Source organism: Candidatus Electrothrix sp., assembly GCF_052785085.1.
In genome coordinates this window covers 25,463-43,384 of sequence record NZ_JALAAI010000017.1, presented here as the reverse complement: position 1 = coordinate 43,384, position 17,922 = coordinate 25,463, and the positions used below count along the sequence as shown (strand labels likewise).

Here is a 17,922-nt window from a genome sequence, read left to right as displayed (position 1 = left end):
GTTAACAGCTCTGGGTATACAACGTAACGGTAAGCTGATTAACGTGAGCCTGAGAGAGCCTCCAACCTGAGGGCTGTCGGGTTATTGCGCCTTATGTCCATTTTACAGAAAGGCTGTCAGGGGCCTGTATAATCTTCAAGTACAGCAATCTCGCCCTTCTGAATTTGTCCATCTGCCCACATAATCTCTATGAGCGGAATAAGATCAATCAGATAAACTTGTTCTCCTGTGATACCAAAGTCCTCTAAGGCCTTTACAGCATTTTTTCGTGATATCATGCTTTACCTCCTTGCGTATTCTCTTTTTTTGTTGTGTATTTCTCCTCTCTTTCGCAGAAATAAACCGTACCATTATGCACAAAAAAAGCAAGATAAACTTGTCGCCACCCTCTTACAGGTTTTCCAGTTTCTAAAAAAAGGGGGAGAGCAGATCAACCGCCCACCCCCTTGTGTTTTCTCTCCTGATGCAATGGATCAGGACAGCTGACTGAACATCAACCGTTCTTTGCAGCAAACTCCGCCATAAAGGCCACCAGTTGTTCAACACCTTCTTTGGGAAAGGCATTGTAGATGGAGGCCCGGCAGCCGCCAATGGAGCGATGCCCTTTTAAACCATCCAAACCAAGAGCAGCAGCCTCAGCGATGAATTGGGCTTCCAGTTCAGGGGTAGGGAGATTAAAGGTCACGTTCATCAGGGAGCGGGAGCTTTTCTCCGCATGTCCACGGTAAAAAACATTACCATCAATGGCCTCATATAAGAGAGCTGCTTTTTCCTCATTCAGCTGCTGCATGGCTGCAACTCCGCCCTGCTCTTTGAGCCAGTTCAGTACCTGGCCCACGCAGTAGATAGCAAAGGTGGGCGGGGTGTTGAACATGGACCCTTTATCCGCATGGGTCTTGTAACGGAGCATGGTGGGGATATTGTCCGGGGTATTATCCAGCAGGTCTTCCCGAATAATAACCAGGGTCACGCCAGCAGGTCCCATGTTCTTTTGCGCACCAGCAAAGAGCACACCAAAGCGGGACACATCAAGGGGTCGTGAAAAGATATCTGAAGACATGTCGCAGACCAGCATTTTTCCCTTGCCAGGAAAGCGGGCAAACTGGGTACCATAAATGGTATTGTTAGAACAAAGATAGAGGTATTCTGAAGCCCGATCCACAGTATACTCATCTTCTTCAGGAACCCGGTTAAAGCTGCTTTCTTCACTGGAATAGGCCACATCAATATCCCCGAGCAGCTGGGCCTCTTTGATTGCCTTCTTAGACCAGGTGCCGGTATTCAGATAGGTTGCCTTTTTGCCTGCATTGAGCAGGTTCATGGGAACCATAAAAAACTGCGACGAGGCCCCGCCCTGAAGAAAAAGCACTTTGTAGTTATCCGGTACCTCAAGCAGTTCACGCACCAAGGCCTCGGTTTCATCGGCAACAGCCATGAATTCCTTGGACCTATGGCTCATTTCGATCAGCCCGATGCCCTTGTCCTTAAAGTTGACAATATCTTGAGCTGCTTGTTCAAGAACTGCATACGGCAGGGTAGCTGGTCCGGGACTGAAATTATAAATTCTCTCTGGCATTGTATGGAGTACTCCTTTGGTAAAAAGGGTTTACGTAGATTGTATCTGACGCAGGGCCTCGTACAAAACAACCCCGGCACTCATGGCCAGGTTGAGGCTGCGGATATGAGGATTTGTCATGGGAATGGTATAACAACGGTCTGGGTAGAGCGCAAGGATTTCTTTGGACAGCCCTTTGGTTTCTCGACCGAAAATAAAGCAGTCTCCAGGGGTAAACATGGCCTGAAAATATGAGCGCTCGGTCTTGGTTGTAAAAAAGAAGAGCCTGCGCTCATCGTGCTGCTCAAGAAATGCATCAAAATTTTCCCAGTGCCGGACAGTTACATGGGGCCAATAATCAAGCCCTGCTCGTTTCAGGTGCTTATCATCTGTGCTGAATCCTAATGGATGCACCAGGTCTAAAACAGCATCTGTTGCTCCACAGAGTCGGGCAATGGAGCCGGTGTTGGGAGGAATTTCCGGTTCAACCAGAACAATATGAAAAGGAGCAGTTTGCATTACAGGAGGCTGTTGTTGATAATAAATAATCACCCTCAGAGGGAGCGAATTTTTACGGTGCAATAAAGAACCCGTTGTTTCAAGACAGACGTGATTTTTTCCGTGGAAAAGGATATACAGCAAACAAGCTGGAAAGGCAAATATTATACATTGCCGGGAAGATCAGGAGAGGGAAACAAAGAGGAGCCTTGACCAGGCACCCCTTTGAGCAAACATTATTATTACCAGCTCAACTCATTGATAAACAAGAGGGTCAATGGCAATCAAACATAAGTTTGTCTGTATCAATGACCTCCACTTCTGATGCGTTTTTTTTCTTGCGTGCTGACTGAGAACGTTCCTTTGTATGTACTGGTGCGTCACATTGATAGGAGGCACCCGGAGTCATTTGAAAGGCCCCTTCCCAGCCTATCCGGGTAGCTCCCTCCATGATCCAGGAAAAATTTGAAATGCTATCAGCACTCTTTAAATTATTCGGAAGATTATGACCCAGCGAATATATATTCACCACAGGAGCATTACTTCCCTCCTTTATGCCGCCTTTTTGTAAGACAAGGACAAAGACCGTGTTGATTATGTTGTCATAATGCAGATACACTTTTGGCAATGCCTCTCCGGCACATCCTTGATCTCTATGCATAGGGGTCAAACAATCTTTGTTCAGGTCCCAGTCATCATATTGACCATCAACAACAACGTTTTTTGGTACACCGGCTTGTCCGGCAAGAGGAATAACGATCAATAACAACATCGCTAATCCTGCCACACTGGCGATCACCAGAGAATCTCTTGCTCTCATTATACCACCCTCCTGGTATTGGAAACTAAAAAGCAGGTAACCCGGCTGTCTCTCCCATCAGAGATCCGTGGCTTTCCGACACCGCCTCACGACGGTTGTGGCTTTATCAACTTTCCAGTACAGGAATTTGTTCTCCTGTTTTGCCCAGAAAGTCAGGTACCCGCTGTGTAAGCATAGAGGCACTGATCAATATTTTAAATAAAAACGAGTTTTATGTCAACTTTTTTTAATTAAACGAGAATGATAGAGAGCAATAAAACTCCCATTTTTTTTCTTGGTCAGCAGGTCAAATCATATTGCTCGGTACGACAATCCTCTGATTACAATATTTTATATTTTTTAAAAAAGAGACTGGCAATCTTCCCGTAACACTTTGTGGTAATTAAGAAAAAATATTGTTCCTCATTTGCCGGCTAAAGATGGGGAAGATAACTTGGGGTAAAGTCCGCGCAAAAAATATTCCTTTTTTTCAGGAAGCAAAAAAGCTATACTCTTGTTTTGGTTCTCAACACGACAAGGGAATACAGACAAATTTTACTCGTCTAAGATGGAACGCCTGGCAGGGTGGAAAGGCATTGAAATCAAAAGGCTGATTCCCAGAAAATTGAGGCCATTGATGTAAAGGCATGGAAACAGACCAGGCCGATCATACTGCTGGCAGGTCGGATCAAACAGGCTGTACAGAGAGAAAAGTATTTACAGGTGAGGTAACGGTTTCATGACGAAACAAGATAAAGATGGGCTCTATATTGCTTTGATCAGTATTCACGGTTTAATCAGAGCCAATAATCTGGAATTGGGACGAGATCCTGACACTGGCGGACAAACGCGCTATGTCCGTGACCTGGCTCAGGCTTTAGGCGAAAACCAAGCTGTAGAGCGGGTTGACCTGATCACACAACTGGTTGTGGATGATGAGGTGAGTAAGGATTATGCAGTTGCACTGGAACCCCTGAATGCACATTCGCAGATTGTACGTATTGATATTGGAACAGAAAAATATACCTGTAAGGAAAAACTCTGGGAGTATCTGGATATCTTTGCCGACAACCTGCTGGCTTTTTTTCAAAATCAGCAACGGTTTCCTGATATTCTCCACTCGCATTATGCGGATGCAGGTCTTGTTGCCTCCCGCCTGTCCCACCTGACTGGTATTCCGTTGGTTCATACGGGGCATTCATTAGGCCGCGACAAAAAAATGCGGCTGCTGGCTGCTGGCATGAAAAAAGATGAGATTGAATCCCGCTATAACATTGCTCATCGTATTGATGCTGAAGAGGAAGTGCTGGCAACAGCAGAACTGGTGGTGACCAGCACCGGGAATGAAATTGAAGACCAATATGAATCTTACGACTTTTATCAGCCCGAAAAAATGGTGGTTATTCCGCCAGGAGCGGATTTAGAACAGTTCCATCCTCCTGAGCCTGGGAAAAAATCACGCTTTTTGAAAAACGTTCGTCCTTTTCTGCGCAAAGTAAAAAAACCGATGATCCTTGCCCTGTCACGGCCTGACGAACGAAAAAATATAAAAACACTCCTTCATGCATACGGAAAATCCACCCGACTGCGCAAACTGGCAAATCTGGTGATTGTGGCGGGTAATCGTGACGATATCCGGGATATGGATGAAGGATCGCAGCAGGTTATTCAGGAATTACTCCTTCTTATTGATCTGTATGATCTTTACGGTAAGGTGGCCTTGCCAAAACACCATAGTGCTGATGATGTACCAAGTATTTACAGAATGTGCTCTGCCTCAGGCGGCGTCTTTGTCAATCCGGCCCTGACCGAACCTTTTGGGCTGACTTTGCTTGAAGCAGCTGCCACTGGTTGTCCCTTACTGGCCACTGAAAACGGCGGACCTGTTGATATTGTCCAAAATTGCCAAAACGGCCTTCTTTTTGATCCGCTTAACGAAGAACAGCTCACAGATCAATTGATTCGGGTTCTCGGTGATCGCTCCTTTTGGAGATCTTTGCAACGGAATGGGCTGGAAGGTGTGCGCAAACACTATTCCTGGCAGGCCCATGTTAAAAAATATCTACATCAGATTGATCCGTTAATCGGCAAAAGGCAAATACTTGACCAACGGGAACCGTATCAGAAAAAAGTCAGGTCAACACATAAGGCTGCTTTTTCCGACCTTGATCAAAACCTGATCGGTAGCTCTGATGGTCGAAAAGAACTTATTGAACTGCTCCGTAATAATCGGAAGAAACTCCTGTTCGGGATAGTCACTGGTCGTTCCAGGGATTCAGCCTTGACGATCATGGCGCAAAAGAAAATACCCAAACCAGATATCCTGATTACCGGTCTGGGAACCTCTGTTTACTACGGACGTAACCTGATTCCTGATCTGACCTGGCAACATCATCTGGATTATCTCTGGACACCATCCACCCTGAAACGCCTGTTGACTGATATACCAGGACTCCGGCTTCAGGCAAGAGATCAACAGGGGAAATTTAAAGTCTCCTATTTTTATGATGAGGAAAAAGCCCCCAGTGTTGATGAACTGAATGTCTACCTCCGTCAGCACGACCAATCAGTGAATATGACGCTGTCTTTTGGGCAATATCTGGATATTTTGCCAGTGCGGGCCTCAAAGGGACTTGCTCTGCGTTATATTGCCCATCGTCTGGAAATCCAGCTGGAAGATATTTTGGTTGCAGGGGGTTCCGGAGCAGATGAAGATATGATGCGCGGTAAGACCTGTGCTGTGGTGGTCGGCAACCGACATCACGAGGAGTTGTCAGATATTGATGAACTCAAAGGGGTTTATTTTGCTCAGAAATCATATGCGCATGGTATTATTGAAGGGATTGAGCATTATGATTTTCTTGCTGAACAGCCAGAACAGCAAAAGGAACCAGCTGATGAATAAGAATAGAGAAGAACGCATGAAGCTACTCTTATCTACTGACCTTGACAGGACCCTGCTGCCCAATGGGCCCCAGCCTGAATCGCCGGAAGCACGCCCCGCCTTTGCCTCCCTGGCAGCAGATCCGCGTGTTTGCATTGCCTATGTGACCGGTCGCAGTCTTCAGTTGACTGAAGCGGCTATACAGGAATACTGTATACCTGTTCCAGATATTTTGATTGCTGATGTTGGCACAAGCATTTATCATTGTAACCCAGATGACTGGCATCGTAATCAGGAATGGGATGCCCAGCAGGGCAAGGACTGGCATCAGATCGACAGCAATGGATTGGCCAGCTTGTTGCAGGGTCTATCAGGTCTTCGGCTTCAGGAAGAGGATCGGCTGACCCGGTTCAAATGCAGTTATTATGTGGACGCTGATACGGACAGGGCTTCTCTTGCTCGCTCTATCAATTCTCTTTTGGCAGAACAGGGCATCCATGCCTCGTTGATCTGGAGCCATGACGAGGTGGCTGACCAGGAACTGCTGGATATTCTCCCTGCCTGCGCAGATAAATATCAGGCCCTTCAGTTTCTTCGCCAACAGTTAGGGTACGAGCTGGATGAAATGCTCTTTTCCGGTGACAGCGGCAATGACCTGGAAGTACTGGCAAGCGAGATTCCGGCTGTACTGGTTGCCAATGCCCGGCAAGAGGTAGCAAGAAAGGCCAAGGAAATGGCAGCAGCAGCCGGGAATGCAACGAGTCTGTATCTCGCCAAAGGTGGGTATCAGGGGATGAATGGTTGTTACAGTGCCGGAATTCTCGAAGGAGTCAATCATTATTACACAAAACTTATCCAGAGCACCTGCCTTGATAAGATGGGAATACATTGACAATAGAGAGAACAAAATGAAAAAAACAGATATATGGATATTTGGGGAAGTGCTGTTTGACTCCTTTCCTGACAATACCGCTGTTTTGGGCGGTGCTCCCTTTAACGTGGCGTGGAATTTGGCCGCCTTTGAGGCTGGTCCGAAGATAATCACAGCAGTGGGGGACGATTCTCAGGGGCGAGAGATTCAGGAGAGGATGGACAGCTGGAAGATGAGTCGGGAGTATCTCGCAGTTGTTCGTGGATATCCCACCGGGAAAGTGACAGTGAACCTGAATAACGGTGAGCCCTCATATTCTATTGAAGAAAATCAGGCCTACGACAATATTCCCATGAACTGCCTGCCGGAACGCACAGACGGCTTTCTCTATTTTGGCTCCCTGGCCCTGCGCACGGTTCATAATCGTGAAGTGCTTGCCCTGCTGAAAAAAAAGCATCAGGGCAAATTCTTTGTTGATATTAATCTCCGGTCACCGTTCTGGAACAAGGACAGAATTATGGAGCTGCTTAACGGCGTGCATTGGCTTAAACTCAATGAAGACGAGCTGACGCAGCTTAGCGCAGAAAACAATGCAGAGGCTGCTGCCCAACAGCTCAAAGCCCAATACAGCATGGAAGGAATTGTAGTGACCTGCGGCAGTAAAGGAGCCTTTGCCCTTGGTCCAGACAACCACGTCATCCGGGTAAAACCCAAACAGATACAGGAAGTACAAGACACTGTAGGGGCAGGTGACGCATTTGCTTCAGTCCTGCTCCTTGGCCTCCAGCGTTCCTGGAGTCTCCAAGATACCTTAACCCGTGCTCAGAACTTTGCTTCAGCTGTTGTAAGCATTCAGGGTGCGGTGAGCACAACCCCTGAATTTTATCAAACATATCTCCAATCCTGGTAACTTATTATGTACGAGCAGGTCTCCCATTCTCTTTTGAACCGGATCCTCAATAATATGAAGCCCTATTTTCAGAAACGGGATCTACGCCATTTTTATACCCGTCTGGGGGCAAATTTTTATTCTATCCATTCACTTTTCAGTCAACTCTACGGCAACCGACCGGACTTTGAAGAATATATGCTCAAACTGGTTGAGGTACTGGCTAAAAACTATCTGGATCGTCCAAATGAACTTCAGGAAGTGGATAACTCCAGAGAAGAGGATCATAATTGGTTTCTGCATCAGCAGTGGGTAGGAATGGCCCTGTATCTGGATGGATTTGCAGGAAATCTTCAGGGTCTCAAGGAGAAGATACCATATCTCCTTGATCTGGGAATCAATCTGGTCCATATCATGCCTATGTTGCAGAGCCCTGTCGGAAAAAGCGATGGTGGCTATGCAGTAAGTGACTTCCGAAAAATAAACGAAAAAGCCGGTACACTGGAAGATATCCGTGAGCTGGCTGCAGCCTTTCGGGAACACGACATTCTGCTGACCCTGGATGTCGTACTCAATCATACCTCGAATCAACATGAATGGGCTGAAAAAACCCGACAGGGTGATCTCCAGTACCAGGATTATTTCTTCATTTTTGAAGATCGCAATCTCCCGGATATGTTTGAACAGACCATGCCTGAGGTCTTTCCTGATACTGATCCTGGCAATTTCACCTGGGATGAAACCATGCAAAAATGGGTGATGACGGTCTTTCACAACTATCAATGGGATCTCAACTACGGCAATCCGCAGGTTTTTCTGGAAATGTTGGATGTGATTCTTTTCTGGGCCAATCAGGGAGCTGATATTGTCCGTCTGGACGCAGTAGCCTTTCTCTGGAAAGAATTGGGAACAAGCTGCCAAAATCGTCCTGAAGCCCATCTGCTCCTGCAGCTCTTTAAGGACTGCTGTCAGGTCACAGCACCGGGCCTGCTCTTTATTGCTGAGGCTATTGTAGCCCCACTGGAAGTGATCAAATATTTTGGCGAAGATGCGGTTGTGGCCAAGGAATGCGAGATAGCCTACAACGCCACCTTCATGGCCCTGCTCTGGGAGGCCGTTGCCACTCATAACAGCAAACTGCTGCTTCTTGCTATTAAAAATTTACCCAACAAGTTGGATCGGGCCACCTGGCTCAACTATATCCGCTGTCATGATGATATAGGGTTTGGCTTTGATGATGAGGATATCCACCGGGCTGGCTACAACCCTGGAGAACATCGCAGATTTCTTATGCAGTATATGACCGGTGAATTTGAAGGTTCCTACGCTTCCGGGAAACTCTTTGCCTTTAATCAAAAAAACGGTGATGCCCGTGTGTCCGGTACTTTGGCCTCGCTGGCCGGACTGGAATCTGCTATGCAACAGGAAGACGCTCAGGAGATTGACTTTGCGGTCCGGCGAATCCTGCTCCTGCACAGCCTGATCCTTTCCTTTGGCGGACTCCCCATGCTTTATTACGGGGACGAAGTCGGCACCTTTAACGATCTTCGCTACCTGGAAGATGAAAACAGGGCTGACGACAGTCGCTGGATGCATCGCCCCAAGCTGGACTGGGATACTCTGGCCCAAAGAGAAGAGCCTGGCACAATTGAATACAGCATTTTTCAGGAATTGCGGAAGATGATATCTGTCCGAAAACAGACAGAGTCATTTGCGGATTTCAATAACCGAGAGATTGTTGATCTGGGTAATGATCATCTCTTTGCCTTTATTCGTTCCAGTCACCCGCATTACCATCAGCATCCAGTAGAACCGGTTTTCGTTCTGGTCAATTTTGATCGTCATCCCCAGGCCGCAGACCTGGCTGTTCTCAAGGAGCACGGATTCGGTGATACCAAGTCATGGCTGGACATCTTCACAGGACGTCCTCCCCACTGTTTTCGTAATGAGCTGATTCTTTCTCCTTATCAATTTTATTGGCTACAGAACAGTTAAATCTCATCTTCATAAAGAGGTGTTGCGCATTATATGCCTGTTGCCAGCCTGGGCTACGGTGGAAGCGGATGTTTAAGCAACAAGAAAATGTGGAAAGCAATCATTGACCTACCTGGGGGCCACCTTGATCTCAAAGAGAGCAGGCCATAATTTACCTGTCACAAAAAGACGGTCATCTTCAGGGTCATACATGATCCCGTTGAGCACATCTGCTTTTCCTTTCCATATGCTCTGCACTTGCTGCGAAAGACGTGTCAGGTCAAGCCAGGCCAAAATTATACCATCCTGAGGACGAATTATCGCAATCTGATTTGTCTTCCAGACATTGGCATAAATGGCTCCACGGACATATTCCAACTCATTCAGCCGGGCCACAGGCCCCTGATCATCCTGAACAAGGATCCGTCGTTGTTCCTCCAGGGTCTCTGGATCAAGGAAATAGAGTTGTGCTGTTCCATCACTGGTAATCAGCTCCCTGCCATTATGCGTGATTCCCCATCCTTGACGGGGATACGACCAGGTTCTGAGCAAAGAGAAATCTTTTTTATCAAAGAGAAAGACCTTGTTGTTTTTCCAGGTGAGTTGATAGATCTTCCCCTGAAAAATCGTGATTCCTTCGCCAAAATATTTCCGGGTATACTTTCGTTGCCGATGGATCAAGCCGGTTTTCAGGTCCACTCTTCGTAAGGAGGAGCGACCGTACAGGCCTGTGCCCTCATATACCTGCCCTGCATTCCAGGCAAGTCCCTGAGTAAACGCCTTGGGATCATGGGGATATTGCTGAACCATGGAATAGGTATACTGACTTGGCTGCGGGATCTGTGCTCCTACAGACACTGTACTTCCCCAAAAAGTCAGAAGAATGAGACCAATCTGAGGCAAAAAATAAAGGTTCATTATACCTGGTGTCGCTTATCTAGAGGAGTAATCCACTTTGCAATCTGCTGGACTGACAGCAACAGCACGCACATCAATCCTTTTTTTCCCTCGAAAACAGGATTCCTTGAGTCGAAACGCCAAGTCAACCCGACCTGCAACAGCAGGAGCCTGTTGCTCAGCCATAAAAAAACCAATGCCGCCGAGCTGCGTGCCATTGAGTCGAACTGAAAACTTGAGATGTTCACGCAGGCAATGCACATCTTCAAGCTGGATATTCCGGGCAAGAAAAACCGGTTCTGGATTGCCCTCACCAAAGGGTTCCATTTGTTGCAATCCACGGAGGATATCACGGCAATTTTGCTGATCATCAAGCACTGCATCCACTTTGATACCCTGATCCTGTTCATTGCGCTCCATTGTCTGCACCTGTTGATCAAACAGATCCCGGAAATCCGCAAAAGCATCCTGGCGTACAGTCAGCCCTGCTGCCATGGCATGACCACCAAAGCGAAGAATCTGCTCCTGGCATAATTCCAGAGCCTGATGAAGATTCAAACCAGGTACAGAACGACCAGATCCTTTCAGTACCGTTATTTCTCCTTCTTCAGTGGAAGAGGGCAGGGTATCACCGGTGAAAACCAAGGCTGGTAATTGAAAACGATCCACCATACGGGAGGCAATAATTCCGATAACCCCTAAATGCCAGTTTCTGCCATAGAGCACCAGGGTTTCCATGCCTTTTTTCAGTTGCTTTTCAGCCTGACGTGTGGCCTCATCCAGGACAGCTGCTTCCAGCTCCCTCCGGTAAAGATTGGCCTGTTCCAGTTCCTGGGCCAGATCCTTAGCATTATTTTTCGTACATAAAAGGAGTTCAGCAGCCAACTCAGGAGTGCCTAAGCGGCCAGCAGCATTAATCCTGGGTGCCAGCTGAAAGGCAATATCTTCCGCAGTGACCATCCCCTGCCCGATCCTAGTCACCTTACACAAAGCCTGAATACCAGGTCGACGCTGTTCTGCCAGTACTTCCAGGCCAGCCCTGACTATAATGCGGTTTAATCCGGTTAAGGGCATCACATCAGCAACCGTACCCAGAGCCACCAAGTCCAGGGAATCGCGAAGATTAGGCATGTTTTTTTGAGTCCAAACCCCTTGTTCCACCATTTTACGGCGCAAGGCTGTAATCAGAAAAAAAGCAACGCCTACGCCAGACAAGCCCTTATAGGCAAAGGTGCAGTCTGTTTGTTGCGGATTGATCACGGCATCGGCCTGGGGCATTCTTGCCGGATCACTCGGTGGTCGGTGGTGATCGGTGATAATCACCCGAAAGCCCAATTTCTTGGCATAGGCGACCTCTTCTGCACAGGTTATGCCACAGTCTACGGTGATCATCAGGGCTGGCATACAGACTTTCTTTGCTAAGCCAGCCACGGATTTTATGGTCAATCCATAATCATCAGTCAACCGGTTAGGAAGATGCCAGATGGCCTCAATACCCAACTTAGCAAGGAAATCAGTCAACAAGACTGTTGCTGTGATGCCATCCACATCGTAATCCCCGTGGATAACCACTTGCTGCCCTGCCTGAATGGTTTGCGCCAGTAGATCAACAGCCCCATCCAGTCCCTTTAACCCTGTGGGCGAAGGTAACTCAGCTAATTGTGGTGAAAGAAATAGAGCAGCCTTTTCTGGATTTGTCCAGCCGCGCCGATAAAGGAGCTCGCCAATGATCTGGGGCAGCCCAAGATGTCCGGCCAGTTTCTGGCTGATCGCAATCTCAGCAGGGGGCAGAGAGGAGGGAAATATATACAGGGGCTGTTCTCTTCTAAGGGCCAAGGTGTAGACTCGAATAAAATTTGTTTTTTATTTCCTGACGTTCAGCTCATCATCTTATCCTGTTGGATCTCTCAGTTTTTCCTGTTGTGGAAAAAGTTGAAAAAGCAGAAAAACAGACAGTACCGTAATAACAAGATACATAATTGCATCAGGCATGATGCGGTTTTCCGGTCGAATCAAGGCCAGAAGCGACAGCACTGCTGCAAACTGATATCCTTGTCTGTACCATTGGATAATCTTTACCATAATATAAAAATTAATCGCTGGAACGAGTAGCTCTACCAGCAGCAGAGGAGAAAACTGATTAATCGAAATTGCATTGAGCTGGACCAAAGCAATAAAGTAAAGTTTTTTTACCGTGACAATCAGTATGACAAGGATAAGAAGGTAATTGAGTAAACGAACTTTTTTTCTTTTCTTTTCAGTCGGATAATGATTTAAATACCAAACCAGATCTTCCTTGTTTTCATCAGTTGCCAGTTTTTTAAGAATATTCTGCTTACTGTGGCCTTTGTTGAGTTCAGCCAGTATTTTTTGTTCCAATGGATCAATCATTTGCTCGTTCTTTTTATTATTACAGCGTATTAGAGCGAATAAACAAGGAGGTGATAGTAGGAGGAGAAACCTTAAAGTGGCAACAGGATTGCTTGCCCATCTCCCTTTTCTCAGTTGATTTGAAATGAAAAAGGCACTTAGCAAAACCAGCTAAGTGCCTGAAAAATCTATGGTGACCCCAAGGGGAATCGAACCCCTGTTTACGGCGTGAGAGGCCGTCGTCCTAACCGCTAGACGATGGGGCCATAAAGTATGAGGAGGTAAATAAACTATCCAGCTCCTCTTGTCAATCTTCTTTTTTATCTTTCTTGTTTTTTGTTTGTGAAGCCTGCTTTGGCAGTCGACCAAATAATGCTGTCGTTTTTCTGAGTTCACGGGCCAGCGAGTCTGTCAGAAAACGGGGGGCACAGCGCCATTGCCAATTATTTCTCGCTGTTCCAGGTTGATTCATACGACAATCATTACCAAACCCCAGCACATCCTGCATGGGGAAGATGCAAAGAGCAGCGACTGAGGACTGGGCCAGGTATATCAATTGCTGGTGAAAATGAGCAGCATCAGGGTGTTGGCAGTTAGCATAGATTGTTGCCAATTCCTTGGACCAGGAAGGAACTTCTTCGCTCAGGTACCAGCCCACAGTGGTGTCGTTATCATGGGTTCCAGTATACACCACACAGTTACGGGGCATATTATGGGGTAGGTAGGCATTCTCAGGGTCCCCATCAAAAGCAAAAAGAAGGATTTTCATGCCGGGAAAGGCTAAATCATCCCGCAATTTTTCTACAGCCGGGGTAATAACCCCCAGATCCTCAGCAATGATGGGGAGGTCTTCAAGTCGGTGACCCATTTCCTGAAAAAAGGAGATGCCAGGACCTGGTTTCCAGGAACCATGTAACGCTGTTTCCTCCTCTGCCGGGACAGACCAATAGGACTCAAAACCACGAAAATGATCAATGCGGATAATATCCACTGTGGACAGAATGGCCTGCAGGCGTTGTTGCCACCAGGAAAAAAGCTTTTCCTGCACAGCACCGGTGCTCTCCCAGCGATAGAGAGGATTGCCCCAGAGCTGACCTGTTTTACTAAAATAATCAGGAGGAACACCAGCGACCTGCGTTGGTTCCCCGTTCTCAGTCAGAGTAAATATCTCCTGATGGGCCCAGACATCAGCAGAGTCCAGTGCTACATAAATAGGCAAATCACCAATGAGTTTAATCCCTTTTTCCCGGGCATGGCTCTGTATTTTTTCCCATTGGTTAAAGAAGAGGTATTGCTCAAATTGAAAGTAGCGAATATGCTCCTGGAGTTCTTTTTCTGCTTCCTGAAGAGCCTCATCATGGCATTGGCGGATCTTTTCTGGCCACTCCATCCAGCTTTGCTGATTGAACTGCTCTTTTAATGCCATAAACAGGCTGAATTTTCTCAACCAGTGGTGCTTGCCTGTTAATCGGGCAAAAAAGCTCTTTTGCTCTGCGGCAGATAGTTGCTGTTGAAAGGTTTGCCAAGCCCGATGGATGACCCCTTTTTTCCAGGCCGTGACCTGGGAAAAATCAACAGCATACTCTGAAAAAGATCCTGCAAGCAGGTCCTCCTGAGCCAGTAAGCCCATCTGGACAAGTTGCTCAGGACAGATAAAGAGAGGATTGCCGGCAAAGGCTGAACTGCTCATATAAGGTGAATTGCCAAATATTTCGCTGGTTGGGCCAAGAGGGAGAAGCTGCCAGTATTGCTGTCCGCTGTGAGCAAGAAAGTCAATAAAATTAATGCAGCCTGTTCCAAGGTCGCCGATGCCAAACTGGCTTGGCAGAGAAGAGATATGCATTAAAATACCTGATCCCCTGGTATTGTGAAAAAAGGCGTTTTTTTGCGGAGAAGGCATTGCGTTAATTTTGTTGAATGGGTTCATAAAAAGAAATAAGGGAAAAGCTCTTGATTTCTTACATACTATTTACTCGAAAACCAGAAACCGGAACTCTTTGTTTGCTTTTTCAAAAAAAATATACTATACAATACGCTCTTGTTCATTATAAAGTTAGACGAGTAGTGTTTTTTTTATTTTTTCTCTTATTTTTTAGATTCAATGCGCAGGGGGTGACAGGCAGGTGCTGGCAAGTATCAAGGAAGACCTTCTTAAGGCTGGAAGAGACGAAGGATGTATAACCTTTAATCACCTCAATGAATTATTACCAGAAGATGTAAAAGATCCTGGGGCTATTGAAGCGGTTTTTGACTTTCTCAATGCTCATAATATAGAAATCGTGACTATTGAAGATTCGGGGAAAAAAAGAACGCTTTCCGGGGAAGAGTGGACTGGCAAAGCAGCCTTCCCAGGTGAGGATGACCACGGAGCGGTTGCTGTCACTGAGGAACACGAATCTGAAGAGACCACCACAACCTATCTGCGGGAGATGGGTCAGTTTGACCTGTTGACCCCGGAAGAGGAGGCCCACTATTCCAGAGCGATCCGGGAAGGCTTTAATGCCATCATCTGTGCTGTCCGTGAAATTGACTCAGATGTGCCGGAGATCAAAAGTCTGGTGGATCGGATTGACCTCTGGGAGCGCCGCGACCCCACTTTAAAGCCCAAAAAACAACAGCTCAATTATATGCGGAAATGCGTGGAAAAAGCCGCAACCCGCTATCAGGATCAACGAGAGTTGTTCGAGTTGCATACAAGATTAGGTGCCTATAATCGGTCCATTGAAACAGCAAAGGACTGTATGATCCGGGCCAATCTTCGCTTGGTGGTTTCCATTGCCAAGCGGTATATGCACCAAGGCTTAACCTTGGCTGATCTGATCCAGGAAGGGAATCTGGGCCTGATGCGGGCTGTTTTCCGTTTTGATTATACCAAGGGAAATAAATTTTCCACCTATGCCTCATGGTGGATCAGGCAGGCCATTACCAGGGCAATTCTGGATAAAACCCGAACCATCCGTTTGCCGGTTCATTTCCTGGAGTTGCGAAGTCAGTTTTTCAAAGCCTTTTACTCGCTTCTGAAAGAACTGGGCCGCGAGCCAACCCCAGCTGAAATCTCTGAGATGACAGACTTGCCTATGGATAAAATCCTGGCAATTCTGGAGGCCTCGCGGGAGCCGATTTCTTTGGAAACACCTGTGGGAGATGACGATTCTACCTTGGGTGATTTTCTTGAAAATCAGGAATCGGAATCTCCCTACGGTACCGTACAAAATCGCGAATTAGCTGGACGGGTTACCGAAGTGCTTGCCACCCTGACAGACCGAGAAGAAAAGATTGTTCGCCTTCGTTTTGGTATCGGGGAAAAGGCTGAGTATACTTTAGAAGAAATCGGTAAAAAATTTAATGTATCCCGTGAGCGTATTCGTCAGATTGAGAAAAAAGCGCTGAATAGGTTGCGCCACTCAAGCCGACGGGAAAAATTACGCTATTTTCTCGACTAAACGTAACACTACAACCGTAGCACATACAGTTGTTATTGTACAAGCCCCTTCCGTTGGAAGGGGCTTTTTTTGTTTTTTACTGGCCCTTCCGGTCATTATCGTGTATTTATTGAAGATCTTTATTATTTTTTTTCTGTTATAATATTAACTTTTTCGTATATTTTTCAATGGAATCTCTTATACAGCAAGCAGGATTAGGCGATATTCTTGCTCAAGTAAAGCATCAGGAACGTCTCTCATTGGAAGATGGTCAACGCCTTTTTGCCTGTTCCGATATGTTAGCGCTTGGTTATCTCGCCAACCTTGTGCGGGAACAAAAAAATCACAACCAGGCCTATTTTATTTATAACCAGCATATTAACTACTCGAACATCTGCACCAATCTCTGTAAATTCTGCGCCTTTGGCAAAGAAAAAGGTAATGAACAGGCGTATACAATGACAGTTGAGGAGATTAAGGCGAAAGTACAGGAGCGGCTGGAAGAACCCATCACCGAAATCCACATGGTGGGAGGTATTCACCCTGACCTTCCCTATTCCTATTATCTTGAAGCACTGCAAGGTATCAAAGAAGTACGTCCTGATGTGCATATTCAGGCCTTCACCTGTGTAGAAATTCAGCATCTTGCAGATCTCAACGGGCAATCTGTGAGTGATACTCTGGAAGAGCTGAAAAAAGCTGGTTTAGGTTCATTACCCGGCGGTGGGGCTGAGGTTTTTACCCCCCGCATACGTGAGCTGACCTGTCCAAATAAACTGAATGGAGAAGGATGGTTGCGGGTTGCCAAGATCGCACATCAACACGGCCTTCATACCAATGCCACCATGCTCTATGGTCACATCGAAACCATTGAAGAACGACTGGAGCATCTGGATGCCCTGCGGCGTGCCCAGGATGAAACCGGAGGATTCCTGGCCTATATCCCCCTGGCCTTTCATCCAAAAAATACCGCCATGACAGAACATTCCCGAACCACGGGCATGGAGGATCTGAAAAATATCGCTGTGGCTCGCTTAATGCTGGATAATTTTCCGCATATCAAGGCCTATTGGGTAATGATTGGTCCCAAACTGGCCCAAGTAGCATTATCATTTGGCGCAGATGATTTGGACGGAACAGTAAAGGAAGAACATATCACCCGGATGGCAGGGGGAGAGAGTGAGCAGGCCATGGGGCATAACACCTTAATCCAACTTATTAAAGAAGCAGGCAGGGAGCCTGTGGAGCGTGACACCCTGTATGAGGTGCTTGAGAGGTTTTAACTTTTTCTGTAAACCCCTAATAAGGTTTCTGAAAAAAACGCAGCTGTACAGGTTGATCGGACGACCCCAAGGGTCGTCCCTCCTTACAGAAAAAAATATTTCTTGACAAAAGAGCGTTTGGTATTTAGTTATATAGCTAATTAGTTAATTACTAAAACATTCAGTCTGGAGAAAATAATGGATGATCAAGTTGACGATCTGGCTGTTTTGCTTAAATCAATTTCCCATCCCATTCGCCTGAAAATTCTCTGTCTCCTTCAGGACAGGGAACTCACGGTCAGCGAAATTCGGGAAGAGGTGGAAACCAGCGGGGCGAACATTAGTCAGCATTTGAACATAATGCGGAATCAAGGTATTATCGGTTCGCACAAGGAAGCGAATTATATTTATAATCGTATTGCAGATGAACGGATTATTGAGTTAATGAAGACAATGAAGCAGCTGTTTTGCTCCATTGCTTAAGAAGAGATAAAAACAGGA

General features: G+C 46.5%; 15 protein-coding genes, 1 tRNA gene and 1 riboswitch. Of the genes, 7 read left to right on the top strand and 9 right to left on the bottom strand.

Annotation, left to right across the window (positions count from 1 at the left end; all coding sequences use genetic code 11):
* Nucleotides 1-116: 116 nt before the first annotated feature.
* The 4 genes from L2082_RS04805 to L2082_RS04790 all read right to left on the bottom strand — a co-directional run bounded on the left by L2082_RS04805 (nucleotide 117) and on the right by L2082_RS04790 (nucleotide 2,873).
* Nucleotides 117-278 carry a hypothetical protein gene (locus L2082_RS04805; protein ID WP_446011489.1) on the bottom strand — a complete coding sequence of 54 codons (162 nt, stop codon included), beginning with the start codon at nucleotides 276-278 and terminating at the stop codon, nucleotides 117-119.
* 215 nt (nucleotides 279-493) lie between these two features.
* On the bottom strand, nucleotides 494-1,576 hold the full coding sequence (gene serC / locus L2082_RS04800) for a 3-phosphoserine/phosphohydroxythreonine transaminase (RefSeq protein WP_446011488.1): 1,083 nt from the start codon (nucleotides 1,574-1,576) through the stop codon (nucleotides 494-496).
* A gap of 30 nt (nucleotides 1,577-1,606) precedes the next feature.
* Nucleotides 1,607-2,074 carry a tRNA (cytidine(34)-2'-O)-methyltransferase gene (locus L2082_RS04795; RefSeq protein WP_446011487.1) on the bottom strand — a complete coding sequence of 156 codons (468 nt, stop codon included), beginning with the start codon at nucleotides 2,072-2,074 and terminating at the stop codon, nucleotides 1,607-1,609.
* A gap of 253 nt (nucleotides 2,075-2,327) precedes the next feature.
* Nucleotides 2,328-2,873 carry a hypothetical protein gene (locus L2082_RS04790; RefSeq protein WP_446008267.1) on the bottom strand — a complete coding sequence of 182 codons (546 nt, stop codon included), beginning with the start codon at nucleotides 2,871-2,873 and terminating at the stop codon, nucleotides 2,328-2,330.
* A gap of 32 nt (nucleotides 2,874-2,905) precedes the next feature.
* A riboswitch (cyclic di-GMP riboswitch) is annotated at nucleotides 2,906-2,985 on the bottom strand.
* Between the two features lie 606 nt (nucleotides 2,986-3,591).
* Here L2082_RS04790 and L2082_RS04785 point away from each other — a divergent pair.
* Genes L2082_RS04785 through L2082_RS04770 form a run of 4 tightly spaced genes read left to right on the top strand, consistent with a single transcriptional unit; the run spans nucleotide 3,592 to nucleotide 9,491 of the window.
* A complete protein-coding gene (locus L2082_RS04785; protein ID WP_446008268.1) occupies nucleotides 3,592-5,757 on the top strand; it encodes an HAD family hydrolase in 2,166 nt (721 codons plus the stop codon).
* Nucleotides 5,750-6,628 (top strand): HAD-IIB family hydrolase, encoded by an 879-nt coding sequence (locus L2082_RS04780; RefSeq protein WP_446008269.1) that lies wholly within the window; start codon nucleotides 5,750-5,752, stop codon nucleotides 6,626-6,628. Before L2082_RS04785 ends, L2082_RS04780 begins: the two co-directional genes overlap by 8 nt.
* A 16-nt stretch (nucleotides 6,629-6,644) precedes the next feature.
* A complete protein-coding gene (locus L2082_RS04775; RefSeq protein ID WP_446008270.1) occupies nucleotides 6,645-7,517 on the top strand; it encodes a PfkB family carbohydrate kinase in 873 nt (290 codons plus the stop codon).
* A gap of 6 nt (nucleotides 7,518-7,523) precedes the next feature.
* Nucleotides 7,524-9,491 (top strand): amylosucrase, encoded by a 1,968-nt coding sequence (locus L2082_RS04770; RefSeq protein WP_446008271.1) that lies wholly within the window; start codon nucleotides 7,524-7,526, stop codon nucleotides 9,489-9,491.
* A gap of 108 nt (nucleotides 9,492-9,599) precedes the next feature.
* On the opposite strand, the gene L2082_RS04765 is transcribed toward L2082_RS04770, so the two are convergent.
* From L2082_RS04765 to malQ, 5 genes are all read right to left on the bottom strand, one after another.
* Nucleotides 9,600-10,328 carry a glutaminyl-peptide cyclotransferase gene (locus L2082_RS04765; RefSeq protein ID WP_446008272.1) on the bottom strand — a complete coding sequence of 243 codons (729 nt, stop codon included), beginning with the start codon at nucleotides 10,326-10,328 and terminating at the stop codon, nucleotides 9,600-9,602.
* Between the two features lie 75 nt (nucleotides 10,329-10,403).
* The gene (gene recJ / locus L2082_RS04760; protein ID WP_446008273.1) at nucleotides 10,404-12,203 is read right to left on the bottom strand and encodes a single-stranded-DNA-specific exonuclease RecJ; all 1,800 of its coding nucleotides are present in this window, start codon (nucleotides 12,201-12,203) and stop codon (nucleotides 10,404-10,406) included.
* Between the two features lie 54 nt (nucleotides 12,204-12,257).
* Nucleotides 12,258-12,758, bottom strand: coding sequence for a hypothetical protein (locus tag L2082_RS04755; protein ID WP_446008274.1), 501 nt, complete (start codon nucleotides 12,756-12,758; stop codon nucleotides 12,258-12,260).
* A 170-nt stretch (nucleotides 12,759-12,928) separates the two neighbouring features.
* Nucleotides 12,929-13,003: transfer RNA gene (locus tag L2082_RS04750), tRNA-Glu, on the bottom strand.
* A 41-nt stretch (nucleotides 13,004-13,044) separates the two neighbouring features.
* A complete protein-coding gene (gene malQ / locus L2082_RS04745) occupies nucleotides 13,045-14,637 on the bottom strand; it encodes a 4-alpha-glucanotransferase (RefSeq protein WP_446011486.1) in 1,593 nt (530 codons plus the stop codon).
* A 223-nt stretch (nucleotides 14,638-14,860) separates the two neighbouring features.
* On the opposite strand from malQ, the gene L2082_RS04740 reads away from it, so the two are divergent.
* From L2082_RS04740 to L2082_RS04730, 3 genes are all read left to right on the top strand, one after another.
* Complete coding sequence (locus L2082_RS04740; protein WP_446008275.1) at nucleotides 14,861-16,180, top strand: sigma-70 family RNA polymerase sigma factor; 1,320 nt, start codon at nucleotides 14,861-14,863, stop codon at nucleotides 16,178-16,180.
* Between the two features lie 167 nt (nucleotides 16,181-16,347).
* The gene (gene mqnE / locus L2082_RS04735) at nucleotides 16,348-17,442 is read left to right on the top strand and encodes an aminofutalosine synthase MqnE (protein ID WP_446008276.1); all 1,095 of its coding nucleotides are present in this window, start codon (nucleotides 16,348-16,350) and stop codon (nucleotides 17,440-17,442) included.
* A gap of 177 nt (nucleotides 17,443-17,619) precedes the next feature.
* Nucleotides 17,620-17,904, top strand: coding sequence for an ArsR/SmtB family transcription factor (locus tag L2082_RS04730; protein WP_446008277.1), 285 nt, complete (start codon nucleotides 17,620-17,622; stop codon nucleotides 17,902-17,904).
* The last annotated feature ends 18 nt before the right edge of the window (nucleotides 17,905-17,922 follow it).

Bases quoted from the DNA above. Each gene is read 5' to 3' on its own strand.
- L2082_RS04805 (WP_446011489.1), bottom strand. From the start codon at position 278: ATGATATCACGAAAAAATGCTGTAAAGGCCTTAGAGGACTTTGGTATC.
- serC (WP_446011488.1), bottom strand. From the start codon at position 1,576: ATGCCAGAGAGAATTTATAATTTCAGTCCCGGACCAGCTACCCTGCCG.
- L2082_RS04795 (WP_446011487.1), bottom strand. From the start codon at position 2,074: ATGCAAACTGCTCCTTTTCATATTGTTCTGGTTGAACCGGAAATTCCT.
- L2082_RS04790 (WP_446008267.1), bottom strand. From the start codon at position 2,873: ATGAGAGCAAGAGATTCTCTGGTGATCGCCAGTGTGGCAGGATTAGCG.
- L2082_RS04785 (WP_446008268.1), top strand. From the start codon at position 3,592: ATGACGAAACAAGATAAAGATGGGCTCTATATTGCTTTGATCAGTATT.
- L2082_RS04780 (WP_446008269.1), top strand. From the start codon at position 5,750: ATGAATAAGAATAGAGAAGAACGCATGAAGCTACTCTTATCTACTGAC.
- L2082_RS04775 (WP_446008270.1), top strand. From the start codon at position 6,645: ATGAAAAAAACAGATATATGGATATTTGGGGAAGTGCTGTTTGACTCC.
- L2082_RS04770 (WP_446008271.1), top strand. From the start codon at position 7,524: ATGTACGAGCAGGTCTCCCATTCTCTTTTGAACCGGATCCTCAATAAT.
- L2082_RS04755 (WP_446008274.1), bottom strand. From the start codon at position 12,758: ATGATTGATCCATTGGAACAAAAAATACTGGCTGAACTCAACAAAGGC.
- malQ (WP_446011486.1), bottom strand. From the start codon at position 14,637: ATGCCTTCTCCGCAAAAAAACGCCTTTTTTCACAATACCAGGGGATCA.
- mqnE (WP_446008276.1), top strand. From the start codon at position 16,348: ATGGAATCTCTTATACAGCAAGCAGGATTAGGCGATATTCTTGCTCAA.
- L2082_RS04730 (WP_446008277.1), top strand. From the start codon at position 17,620: ATGGATGATCAAGTTGACGATCTGGCTGTTTTGCTTAAATCAATTTCC.